The following is a 12,500-nucleotide window of genomic DNA, read 5'->3' on the forward strand; positions in this document are numbered from 1 at the left end:
GTCAGACCGGAAGGACTGGTGGAGCGCTTAGAAGTGAGAATGCCGGTATGAGTAGCGAAAGACGGGTGAGAATCCCGTCCACCGAATGCCTAAGGTTTCCTGAGGAAGGCTCGTCCGCTCAGGGTTAGTCAGGACCTAAGCCGAGGCCGACAGGCGTAGGCGATGGACAACAGGTTGATATTCCTGTACCACCTCTTTATCGTTTGAGCAATGGAGGGACGCAGAAGGATAGAAGAAGCGTGCGATTGGTTGTGCACGTCCAAGCAGTTAGGCTGATAAGTAGGCAAATCCGCTTATCGTGAAGGCTGAGCTGTGATGGGGAAGCTCCTTATGGAGCGAAGTCTTTGATTCCCCGCTGCCAAGAAAAGCTTCTAGCGAGATAAAAGGTGCCTGTACCGCAAACCGACACAGGTAGGCGAGGAGAGAATCCTAAGGTGTGCGAGAGAACTCTGGTTAAGGAACTCGGCAAAATGACCCCGTAACTTCGGGAGAAGGGGTGCTTTCTTAACGGAAAGCCGCAGTGAATAGGCCCAAGCGACTGTTTAGCAAAAACACAGGTCTCTGCGAAGCCGTAAGGCGAAGTATAGGGGCTGACACCTGCCCGGTGCTGGAAGGTTAAGGAGAGGGGTTAGCGTAAGCGAAGCTCTGAACTGAAGCCCCAGTAAACGGCGGCCGTAACTATAACGGTCCTAAGGTAGCGAAATTCCTTGTCGGGTAAGTTCCGACCCGCACGAAAGGTGTAACGATTTGGGCACTGTCTCAACCAGAGACTCGGTGAAATTATAGTACCTGTGAAGATGCAGGTTACCCGCGACAGGACGGAAAGACCCCGTGGAGCTTTACTGTAGCCTGATATTGAATTTTGGTACAGTTTGTACAGGATAGGCGGGAGCCATTGAAACCGGAGCGCTAGCTTCGGTGGAGGCGCTGGTGGGATACCGCCCTGACTGTATTGAAATTCTAACCTACGGGTCTTATCGACCCGGGAGACAGTGTCAGGTGGGCAGTTTGACTGGGGCGGTCGCCTCCTAAAGTGTAACGGAGGCGCCCAAAGGTTCCCTCAGAATGGTTGGAAATCATTCGTAGAGTGCAAAGGCATAAGGGAGCTTGACTGCGAGACCTACAAGTCGAGCAGGGACGAAAGTCGGGCTTAGTGATCCGGTGGTTCCGCATGGAAGGGCCATCGCTCAACGGATAAAAGCTACCCCGGGGATAACAGGCTTATCTCCCCCAAGAGTCCACATCGACGGGGAGGTTTGGCACCTCGATGTCGGCTCATCGCATCCTGGGGCTGTAGTCGGTCCCAAGGGTTGGGCTGTTCGCCCATTAAAGCGGTACGCGAGCTGGGTTCAGAACGTCGTGAGACAGTTCGGTCCCTATCCGTCGTGGGCGTAGGAAATTTGAGAGGAGCTGTCCTTAGTACGAGAGGACCGGGATGGACGCACCGCTGGTGTACCAGTTGTTCTGCCAAGGGCATAGCTGGGTAGCTATGTGCGGAAGGGATAAGTGCTGAAAGCATCTAAGCATGAAGCCCCCCTCAAGATGAGATTTCCCATAGCGTAAGCTAGTAAGATCCCTGAAAGATGATCAGGTTGATAGGTTCGAGGTGGAAGCATGGTGACATGTGGAGCTGACGAATACTAATAGATCGAGGACTTAACCATATAATATGTAGCAAATGTTATCTAGTTTTGAAGGAATATGCCTTCATAGTTTGGTGATGATGGCAGAGAGGTCACACCCGTTCCCATACCGAACACGGAAGTTAAGCTCTCTAGCGCCGATGGTAGTTGGGACCTTGTCCCTGTGAGAGTAGGACGTCGCCAAGCAACCTTAAGACGAGTCAGAATGACTCGTCTTTTTTGTGTTTGATGAAATAAGCTTGTTATTAATGGCTCAAGAAATCCATTGATAACAAGCTTATTTGTTTAAAGATAAATGTATTTATATAGCATGGACTTCCGGTAAAATCGTTATTTATCATAGCTTCACTTTGTTTTTTACATCGATAAGCTTAAAACGTTCGCAAACGAGCAGCATATCTTCAGAAAAACAAAGACCAAGCTCGCTTAGTTCCTTTGTGAAAAACTGAATATGGGTATCTCTCCAGTAACTATAGGTACGATCGCCTTCGCCTTCAGCGATAGCGAATTCTTCAGTCACTTCATTCATTGGCATTATAGTTACTTCTATTGTCTTAATAATAGCTACAGGTTCATCCTGACTATTAAGTACAATACTATAATCGTTAGTTGTTGGTAGTGGTTCATTTTCTAATTCATAAAAAATATGGCCGGAGCAGGTTGCGGTTTTCACACCATCAATGACTAATTGAGCGAGATAATCAGGAGAATCACCAAATTGCCAAGCTGTAACAGATTCCGGTTTGTCACTGTTTCCCCAATAAGTATCCCAATATGATTGTGCTAATGGATTCATTTGTATATTTACCTCACTTTAGTTAAAGTTCATTTTTTTATAAGCCCTGGGCAAGTTGCTTATTTGTAATAGTTTTGTAGTCATTTAAAATCTGAATTGTTGTATTACGGATTAATAAAAGTAATAAGCTGAAGGAATATGGTTTATAAACTCTTTCTGTCCATTTATGACCATTTTTCCCGTAGACGCCCATATTAATAGAAGGGATGTTTAATTTTCGAATTGTTTCGTATGGTAATGGTGTGTAGTCTATTTGTGATTTGGGCTGCAATAAAGTTAGGATCAATGCCCGGCAGTGTATAACCTACACGTACTTCTCTTCCATAAATATAGAAACAAGGAAAAAGTGATGTATAACAAAGGGATGAGAACGTTAGTTCTATCGTGGTGTAATGGGTAGACTCAATCAATTGAGGTGCTTATTTTTACTTCAGTATATGTGTATAAAGAAGAAATGCTATTACTAGGTTCGGATTTCAAATATAGCTTTTAACGTTACATATTTTAATGAAGTATTGATTATAAGTAAAGAATATTCGGATTATTAAAGTTGATCTATTATCCACTATGCCATATTGAAGTGAGTAATACTAGAGGTGAAATAGATAAAAACCGATATTCCTTGAATATCGGTTTAATAATATGTGACTTATATGAAGCTATAGCAATACGAAAAGTGTAAATACAATGGCTAACAAAATACGATAATATGCAAAAGGTTTTAAACCTATCTTTTTTAAAAGCTTCAGGAAGGTTACTACTGCTAGCATTGCTACTATAAAAGAGGTAATGAATCCTATAGCAAACATAGGAATATCATCCGCACTTAAATACTTCCAACTTTTTAATAAGTCTAAGCCTGTAGCTCCAACCATTACAGGAAGAGCAATGAGAAAAGAGAACTCAGATGCAGCCTTATAATTTACTTTCGCTAATAGACCTCCAGAAATAGTAGAGCCAGCTCTTGAGAAGCCAGGATATACCGCTAAGCATTGAAATAATCCAATTGTTAATGCTTGACGGTATGTTAAATCATCTAGTGAAAAAGCGGTTACCTCTGCTTTTTTTGCTTCTGCAAAAATCATAAGAAATGCTCCTGCTACAAGTCCGATTACGACAGTATACGGCTGGAATAAGTATGCTTTAATAACATCATGTAATAATAAGCCAATAACTACTGCTGGGAACACCCCGAAAAAAACATGTAATGCATTGAATTTTTTCTCTTTCCGTAGAAGGGGTTTAATATTACATAAAGAAACAAGGCGTTTATGATATAAAATCGCGATAGCTAAAATTGCCCCTAACTGTATGACAATTTCAAACGTTTTTGCCCTTTCTCCTTCAAAACCTAATAAATGTCCGACTAATATAAGATGGCCAGTAGAAGAGATGGGTAAAAATTCAGCTAACCCTTCTACAATGCCAAGTATGAAGGCAATGATAAGATCGCTCATATTTTCACTCCTATAAATTAATGAATATCTACTCTTTTAAAATAGAATAGTGTTGTAATAAATCCGAAAATAGCTGTTACTGCAATGATGATATAAGAATACTCTGTTGGATAAGTCGGTTGTAATTCGTTATTTGCTATATCTAGAGTAGCGGTCCATGGGAATAGATCTTTATGTTTTGAATTTACGATCATAAGGTTAGTCATTGTAATAATGATTGTTAATATAATAGGTGGTACATAGGTCTTCATTACAAGAGTTAGTAGTACAATAGGTGAAGACAAAAGAAAGAGAAGTCCACCACATATTAAAAATTTTACGAGAGAGCCTAAAAGTAAGGTGATACTAAACCCAGGGAAGCTACCTACTAGCCCTAATAATAAAGTTAGCGCCCAAGCAACTAAAGTTAGCATCATGATCCAAAGGAATAGAAGGATAAACTTACTTATAATAAAGTTAATACGTGATATTGGGATAGTTAGCAAGTTTTTTAATGTATCTTCCGTGTATTCACGGGTAAATAGATAAGCGATTACAACTCCATATAAGGGGAATCCTATAATTAAAGTAGTGTATAGGTTAACTTCAGTGAACAGTTGACCAAATAAAATAGTTGGAGTAGGCTGCTTTGTCTTCAGGTGTATATAAGAAGCTACAACCACTAAAAATGGCGCGACACCTGCTCCGATAATACTAATCAAAAACATATTGGATCGTTTCAATTTTAATAGTTCTGTATAAAGCAGATTAACCAATTGCGCCACCCCCAACTAGTTTGGTGAAATAATCTTCTAGTCTATCTTCGCTCATCACAATTTTTAATACTTCAATATCATTACGAACTAACGTTCTGTTAATGTGTCCTTGCTGTCCAAAGTGAGAATAAACGCGAATATTTCCTTCATCATGTACCTCGTAATCAAAAATTTGAAAATGCTTTTCTAATAGCATCGCAGCTTTATTATCATTATTTACCTGGAATTCTATGTACTTACGATTGGCTTTACGCAGTGTATCAAGAGAAACTTCTTCTAATAACCTGCCTTCATGAATAATTCCCATACGATCGACTAGTTGTTCCACCTCAGCTAATATATGACTAGAAATGAGTATCGTTATACTTCTGTCTTGAGCTAAAGATTTAATGAGTTTTCGCATTTCTTTAATACCGATTGGATCTAGTCCGTTAGTTGGTTCATCTAGTATGAGTAGTTCAGGATAATGGAGAAGAGCACGTGCAATTCCTAAACGTTGCTTCATTCCTAAAGAGTATTTTCCTACTAATTTTTTTGTTTCGTGCTGCAAGCCTACAATTTCTAATGCTTCTTCAATTGCGTTCCTTTTGTGAACTCCAATTATCTTTGCATTAATTAATAAGTTCTCTCTTGCAGTTAAGTTTTCATAAAATCCTGGGACTTCAACGATAGAACCAATTCTTCTTAAAATGTCTTTTGGATTCCGAAGTAAATCCCCACCAAATATTTCTATATTTCCACTTGTAGGTTTTATAAGACTAAGCAGCATACGGATTGTAGTTGTTTTACCAGCACCGTTACGCCCTATGAATCCATAAATCTCTCCTTGCTGTACATTTATATTTAGATTATCTACTGACTTTTGGTTCCCATAAACTTTAGTAAGGTTTGTCGTTTTTATAATTGTATTTATAGGGGGCACCTACTTTCTATAAGTTCTTAATTACATAATAAAAAGGAAGGTTTAACTGTATATTAATCATTTCTTAACTATTTCTTAAAAGTAGTGTGTTTTGGGACGGAAAAACCAAAAGTAGTCCGTTCCCGGGGAATACTGTCAACCCATATACGCCCACCACTTTTTTCAACGAGCGCTTTAGAAATAGAAAGTCCGAGGCCACTACCACCGTAAGAAGGATTTCTTGATTGTTCGCTGCGGTACATCCGCTTAAATACGTTTTGTAAATCATGTTTTGGAATACCGGGTCCCTTGTCCCAAATAAGAAGCTCATATTCTGTATTGGTTTCTAGTAATTCGACTCCTACTATTTTTCCGGATTTTCCGTGATGGATAGCGTTTTTTATTAGATTACCTATAATTCGTATAAGGCTAAGGTGATCTGCAATAATAGGAGAAGTAGATTCTGGTATGAGAACTTGTAGTTCAATGTTATGTTTTGATAGCTCGGGTAAAAATTCGATTAATACTTCTCTAGTAACTTCAGAAAAATCGAGTTCTTCTTCTTTTAATGGAAATTCATCAGCATCTAGCTTGGCCATATTAAAGATTTCATCGACCAGATGTTTTAAGTCATTCGATTTCTTATAAAGTATTTCAAGATATTCTTGCTTTTCGACTTCAGAAGTAGCGACATCATCTTTTAAAGCATCAATATATCCAATAATAGAAGTGAGTGGTGTCCGGATATCATGTGAGATATTAGATAAAAGTTGTTTTCTAGCTTCTTGGGATTTCCTTGCTTCAATCTGACCCTTTTCTAATGCAGTCATTAATTCGTTTATTGAAAACACGATATTATTTAATGAACGGTCGTTATTTGTGAATAGCCTCGTTTGTAAATTCCCTTTAAGTGCACGGCTTAATTTAGCGACCATTGATTCGCGACTTTGAATAAATTTTATTCTTGAAAAGAAAAGATATATTGTAATTAAGATGAGAGTAATAAATAAAAATATTTTGATTTTTGGGTCCATGTGTATATTTAAAAGGCCGCAAATGATAAGTTGTAATGAAATAAGGAAGAGGATCTTATCATTTTTCAACCTTTTCACCTACAAACTTATAACCGATTCCCCATACAGTCTGAATAAATTTTGGGTTGGAAGAATCGATTTCTATTTTCTTTCTAAGCTTTCTAATATGCACCATAACGGTATTATCATCTTCTATATAATTATCGTCCCATACATTTCGAAAGAGTTGTGTTTTTGTAAATACTTGCTCGGGGTTTGAAGCGAAGAATTTTAATAGTTCAAGTTCTTTTCCAGTTAAGTTGATTTCTTTTCCGCTCGTATGGACTGTGTATTTTTTAAAATCGATAGTTAGTCCTTTAAATGTTAAAGCTGTTTTCTCTTGTACGTTAGTATTACTTCCAAGAACTAAAAAACGTCGCATAAGAGCTTTTACTCTTGCAACCACTTCGTGAATACTGAAAGGTTTCGTAATATAATCATCAGCACCTATACTTAAGCCCAAAATTTTATCAACTTCGTGATCTTTAGCAGTTAGCATTAATATAGGAATGTTAGTTGTATCTCTAAGTTTTCTGCAGACTTCGATACCATCTACTTTCGGCATCATAAGATCTAATATAACGAGGTTGTAGTTATTTTGGTTAAATAAGTACAACGCTTCTTCGCCATTAATCGCAGTATCTACCATATATAATTCTCGCTCTAAATATCTTTTTAATAAGTCTCGAATTTCTTTATCGTCATCTGCTATAAGAATACGTATATCTTTCATATCGTCACCTGTTTCTAATAGAATGTTATTGATATTGCAATTTGATAAACAAAGGGGAATAGGGAGCGGTAATAAAAAACAAAGCAACTTTCTAATTATATACTATTAATTGTTAAAATAAGGTTGCTAGTTTAGCTGAAAAGAATCAATCGTATGAGTTCGGTAAGATGAGGGAAGCGAGTCCTTTGAAATAGAGAAGTGCCTAAATTGAATAGTATTTAGAAGAATAGATTGGTAAAGAAAAGTAGATGATGGTTACTATTTTAATGAAATCTTTGTATGTCCTTATCTAGAGTTAAAAGAGTGCAAAGGTACTAAATTAAATTTCTTTATAAAAAGGTGTTGACGATTAGAGTATAGAGGTGTAATATAGGACAAGTCGCCGATGCAATAACGCAGAACGCGGCAAACGAAATAAAAAAACTTAGTTGACATTAACTAACGAAGATGTTAACATAAGGAAGTCGCAAATGAGCGACAAAGAAGTTCTTTGAAAACTGAACGAAACAAACAACGTGAACGTCAATTTTTATTTTTAGATGCTAGACAAACTAACTTTATTGGAGAGTTTGATCCTGGCTCAGGATGAACGCTGGCGGCGTGCCTAATACATGCAAGTCGAGCGAATGGATTGAGAGCTTGCTCTCAAGAAGTTAGCGGCGGACGGGTGAGTAACACGTGGGTAACCTGCCCATAAGACTGGGATAACTCCGGGAAACCGGGGCTAATACCGGATAATATTTTGAACTGCATGGTTCGAAATTGAAAGGCGGCTTCGGCTGTCACTTATGGATGGACCCGCGTCGCATTAGCTAGTTGGTGAGGTAACGGCTCACCAAGGCAACGATGCGTAGCCGACCTGAGAGGGTGATCGGCCACACTGGGACTGAGACACGGCCCAGACTCCTACGGGAGGCAGCAGTAGGGAATCTTCCGCAATGGACGAAAGTCTGACGGAGCAACGCCGCGTGAGTGATGAAGGCTTTCGGGTCGTAAAACTCTGTTGTTAGGGAAGAACAAGTGCTAGTTGAATAAGCTGGCACCTTGACGGTACCTAACCAGAAAGCCACGGCTAACTACGTGCCAGCAGCCGCGGTAATACGTAGGTGGCAAGCGTTATCCGGAATTATTGGGCGTAAAGCGCGCGCAGGTGGTTTCTTAAGTCTGATGTGAAAGCCCACGGCTCAACCGTGGAGGGTCATTGGAAACTGGGAGACTTGAGTGCAGAAGAGGAAAGTGGAATTCCATGTGTAGCGGTGAAATGCGTAGAGATATGGAGGAACACCAGTGGCGAAGGCGACTTTCTGGTCTGTAACTGACACTGAGGCGCGAAAGCGTGGGGAGCAAACAGGATTAGATACCCTGGTAGTCCACGCCGTAAACGATGAGTGCTAAGTGTTAGAGGGTTTCCGCCCTTTAGTGCTGAAGTTAACGCATTAAGCACTCCGCCTGGGGAGTACGGCCGCAAGGCTGAAACTCAAAGGAATTGACGGGGGCCCGCACAAGCGGTGGAGCATGTGGTTTAATTCGAAGCAACGCGAAGAACCTTACCAGGTCTTGACATCCTCTGAAAACCCTAGAGATAGGGCTTCTCCTTCGGGAGCAGAGTGACAGGTGGTGCATGGTTGTCGTCAGCTCGTGTCGTGAGATGTTGGGTTAAGTCCCGCAACGAGCGCAACCCTTGATCTTAGTTGCCATCATTAAGTTGGGCACTCTAAGGTGACTGCCGGTGACAAACCGGAGGAAGGTGGGGATGACGTCAAATCATCATGCCCCTTATGACCTGGGCTACACACGTGCTACAATGGACGGTACAAAGAGCTGCAAGACCGCGAGGTGGAGCTAATCTCATAAAACCGTTCTCAGTTCGGATTGTAGGCTGCAACTCGCCTACATGAAGCTGGAATCGCTAGTAATCGCGGATCAGCATGCCGCGGTGAATACGTTCCCGGGCCTTGTACACACCGCCCGTCACACCACGAGAGTTTGTAACACCCGAAGTCGGTGGGGTAACCTTTATGGAGCCAGCCGCCTAAGGTGGGACAGATGATTGGGGTGAAGTCGTAACAAGGTAGCCGTATCGGAAGGTGCGGCTGGATCACCTCCTTTCTATGGAGAATTGATGAACGCAGTTCATCAATAAACGTTGACTTGTTTCGTTTCGTTCAGTTTTGAGAGAACTATCTCTCAAGTTTAAATGTATGTTCTTTGAAAACTAGATAACAGTGTAGCTCATATTTTTTAATTTTAGTTTGGTTAAGTTAGAAAGGGCGCACGGTGGATGCCTTGACACTAGGAGTCGATGAAGGACGGGACTAACGCCGATATGCTTCGGGGAGCTGTAAGTAAGCTTTGATCCGAAGATTTCCGAATGGGGAAACCCACTATACGTAATGGTATGGTATCCTTACCTGAATACATAGGGTATGGAAGACAGACCCAGGGAACTGAAACATCTAAGTACCTGGAGGAAGAGAAAGCAAATGCGATTTCCTGAGTAGCGGCGAGCGAAACGGAATCTAGCCCAAACCAAGAGGCTTGCCTCTTGGGGTTGTAGGACATTCTATACGGAGTTACAAAGGAACGAGGTAGACGAAGCGACCTGGAAAGGTCCGTCGTAGAGGGTAACAACCCCGTAGTCGAAACTTCGTTCTCTCTTGAATGTATCCTGAGTACGGCGGAACACGTGAAATTCCGTCGGAATCTGGGAGGACCATCTCCCAAGGCTAAATACTCCCTAGTGATCGATAGTGAACCAGTACCGTGAGGGAAAGGTGAAAAGCACCCCGGAAGGGGAGTGAAAGAGATCCTGAAACCGTGTGCCTACAAATAGTCAGAGCCCGTTAATGGGTGATGGCGTGCCTTTTGTAGAATGAACCGGCGAGTTACGATCCCGTGCAAGGTTAAGTTGAAGAGACGGAGCCGCAGCGAAAGCGAGTCTGAATAGGGCGTTTAGTACGTGGTCGTAGACCCGAAACCAGGTGATCTACCCATGTCCAGGGTGAAGTTCAGGTAACACTGAATGGAGGCCCGAACCCACGCACGTTGAAAAGTGCGGGGATGAGGTGTGGGTAGCGGAGAAATTCCAATCGAACCTGGAGATAGCTGGTTCTCCCCGAAATAGCTTTAGGGCTAGCCTTAAGTGTAAGAGTCTTGGAGGTAGAGCACTGATTGAACTAGGGGTCCTCATCGGATTACCGAATTCAGTCAAACTCCGAATGCCAATGACTTATCCTTAGGAGTCAGACTGCGAGTGATAAGATCCGTAGTCAAGAGGGAAACAGCCCAGATCGCCAGCTAAGGTCCCAAAGTGTGTATTAAGTGGAAAAGGATGTGGAGTTGCTTAGACAACTAGGATGTTGGCTTAGAAGCAGCCACCATTTAAAGAGTGCGTAATAGCTCACTAGTCGAGTGACTCTGCGCCGAAAATGTACCGGGGCTAAATACACCACCGAAGCTGCGAATTGATACCAATGGTATCAGTGGTAGGGGAGCGTTCTAAGTGCAGTGAAGTCAGACCGGAAGGACTGGTGGAGCGCTTAGAAGTGAGAATGCCGGTATGAGTAGCGAAAGACGGGTGAGAATCCCGTCCACCGAATGCCTAAGGTTTCCTGAGGAAGGCTCGTCCGCTCAGGGTTAGTCAGGACCTAAGCCGAGGCCGACAGGCGTAGGCGATGGACAACAGGTTGATATTCCTGTACCACCTCTTTATCGTTTGAGCAATGGAGGGACGCAGAAGGATAGAAGAAGCGTGCGATTGGTTGTGCACGTCCAAGCAGTTAGGCTGATAAGTAGGCAAATCCGCTTATCGTGAAGGCTGAGCTGTGATGGGGAAGCTCCTTATGGAGCGAAGTCTTTGATTCCCCGCTGCCAAGAAAAGCTTCTAGCGAGATAAAAGGTGCCTGTACCGCAAACCGACACAGGTAGGCGAGGAGAGAATCCTAAGGTGTGCGAGAGAACTCTGGTTAAGGAACTCGGCAAAATGACCCCGTAACTTCGGGAGAAGGGGTGCTTTCTTAACGGAAAGCCGCAGTGAATAGGCCCAAGCGACTGTTTAGCAAAAACACAGGTCTCTGCGAAGCCGTAAGGCGAAGTATAGGGGCTGACACCTGCCCGGTGCTGGAAGGTTAAGGAGAGGGGTTAGCGTAAGCGAAGCTCTGAACTGAAGCCCCAGTAAACGGCGGCCGTAACTATAACGGTCCTAAGGTAGCGAAATTCCTTGTCGGGTAAGTTCCGACCCGCACGAAAGGTGTAACGATTTGGGCACTGTCTCAACCAGAGACTCGGTGAAATTATAGTACCTGTGAAGATGCAGGTTACCCGCGACAGGACGGAAAGACCCCGTGGAGCTTTACTGTAGCCTGATATTGAATTTTGGTACAGTTTGTACAGGATAGGCGGGAGCCATTGAAACCGGAGCGCTAGCTTCGGTGGAGGCGCTGGTGGGATACCGCCCTGACTGTATTGAAATTCTAACCTACGGGTCTTATCGACCCGGGAGACAGTGTCAGGTGGGCAGTTTGACTGGGGCGGTCGCCTCCTAAAGTGTAACGGAGGCGCCCAAAGGTTCCCTCAGAATGGTTGGAAATCATTCGTAGAGTGCAAAGGCATAAGGGAGCTTGACTGCGAGACCTACAAGTCGAGCAGGGACGAAAGTCGGGCTTAGTGATCCGGTGGTTCCGCATGGAAGGGCCATCGCTCAACGGATAAAAGCTACCCCGGGGATAACAGGCTTATCTCCCCCAAGAGTCCACATCGACGGGGAGGTTTGGCACCTCGATGTCGGCTCATCGCATCCTGGGGCTGTAGTCGGTCCCAAGGGTTGGGCTGTTCGCCCATTAAAGCGGTACGCGAGCTGGGTTCAGAACGTCGTGAGACAGTTCGGTCCCTATCCGTCGTGGGCGTAGGAAATTTGAGAGGAGCTGTCCTTAGTACGAGAGGACCGGGATGGACGCACCGCTGGTGTACCAGTTGTTCTGCCAAGGGCATAGCTGGGTAGCTATGTGCGGAAGGGATAAGTGCTGAAAGCATCTAAGCATGAAGCCCCCCTCAAGATGAGATTTCCCATAGCGTAAGCTAGTAAGATCCCTGAAAGATGATCAGGTTGATAGGTTCGAGGTGGAAGCATGGTGACATGTGGAG

6 protein-coding genes, 4 rRNA genes and 1 pseudogene (2 of these 11 running past the window's edge) are annotated in these 12,500 nt (G+C 43.0%); 4 read left to right on the forward strand and 7 right to left on the reverse strand.

Annotated features, from left to right (window positions below):
• Together LUS72_RS01635 and rrf are read left to right on the forward strand one after the other, a co-directional pair.
• Positions 1 to 1,664: ribosomal RNA gene (locus tag LUS72_RS01635) — 23S ribosomal RNA — on the forward strand; it begins 1,257 nt to the left of the window's first position.
• A gap of 49 nt (positions 1,665 to 1,713) precedes the next feature.
• Positions 1,714 to 1,829 (forward strand): 5S ribosomal RNA (gene rrf / locus LUS72_RS01640).
• 151 nt (positions 1,830 to 1,980) lie between these two features.
• Here the strand turns inward: rrf and LUS72_RS01645 are convergent.
• The 7 genes and pseudogenes from LUS72_RS01645 to LUS72_RS01670 form a co-directional block, all read right to left on the reverse strand.
• Positions 1,981 to 2,439, reverse strand: coding sequence for an ASCH domain-containing protein (locus tag LUS72_RS01645; RefSeq protein WP_097832691.1), 459 nt, complete (start codon positions 2,437 to 2,439; stop codon positions 1,981 to 1,983).
• Positions 2,440 to 2,476: 37 nt separating this feature from the next.
• Positions 2,477 to 2,677 (reverse strand): annotated as a pseudogene (locus LUS72_RS27215) (peptidase M20); the annotation flags it as partial.
• Between the two features lie 421 nt (positions 2,678 to 3,098).
• Entirely contained in the window at positions 3,099 to 3,896 is a 798-nt protein-coding gene (bacA, locus tag LUS72_RS01650; protein WP_097832693.1) for an undecaprenyl-diphosphate phosphatase, read from the reverse strand.
• A gap of 17 nt (positions 3,897 to 3,913) precedes the next feature.
• On the reverse strand, positions 3,914 to 4,651 hold the full coding sequence (locus tag LUS72_RS01655; protein WP_141533536.1) for an ABC transporter permease: 738 nt from the start codon (positions 4,649 to 4,651) through the stop codon (positions 3,914 to 3,916).
• The gene (locus tag LUS72_RS01660; protein ID WP_264448513.1) at positions 4,644 to 5,573 is read right to left on the reverse strand and encodes an ABC transporter ATP-binding protein; all 930 of its coding nucleotides are present in this window, start codon (positions 5,571 to 5,573) and stop codon (positions 4,644 to 4,646) included. Before LUS72_RS01660 ends, LUS72_RS01655 begins: the two co-directional genes overlap by 8 nt.
• A gap of 68 nt (positions 5,574 to 5,641) precedes the next feature.
• Positions 5,642 to 6,655 carry a sensor histidine kinase gene (locus LUS72_RS01665; RefSeq protein WP_264448514.1) on the reverse strand — a complete coding sequence of 338 codons (1,014 nt, stop codon included), beginning with the start codon at positions 6,653 to 6,655 and terminating at the stop codon, positions 5,642 to 5,644.
• Positions 6,645 to 7,358: a response regulator transcription factor gene (locus tag LUS72_RS01670; protein ID WP_097832697.1), complete on the reverse strand. Its 714-nt coding sequence runs from the start codon at positions 7,356 to 7,358 to the stop codon at positions 6,645 to 6,647. The genes LUS72_RS01665 and LUS72_RS01670 overlap by 11 nt, the downstream gene beginning before the upstream one ends.
• A gap of 557 nt (positions 7,359 to 7,915) precedes the next feature.
• Between LUS72_RS01670 and LUS72_RS01675 the strand changes: the two genes are divergently transcribed.
• Positions 7,916 to 9,467: ribosomal RNA gene (locus LUS72_RS01675) — 16S ribosomal RNA — on the forward strand.
• Positions 9,468 to 9,612: 145 nt separating this feature from the next.
• Positions 9,613 to 12,500 (forward strand): 23S ribosomal RNA (locus LUS72_RS01680); it runs 34 nt beyond the window's last position.
• Together the 16S and 23S rRNA genes form the textbook arrangement of a ribosomal RNA operon.

The organism is Bacillus cereus, assembly GCF_025917685.1.
GTDB lineage: Bacteria > Bacillota > Bacilli > Bacillales > Bacillaceae_G > Bacillus_A > Bacillus_A cereus_AT.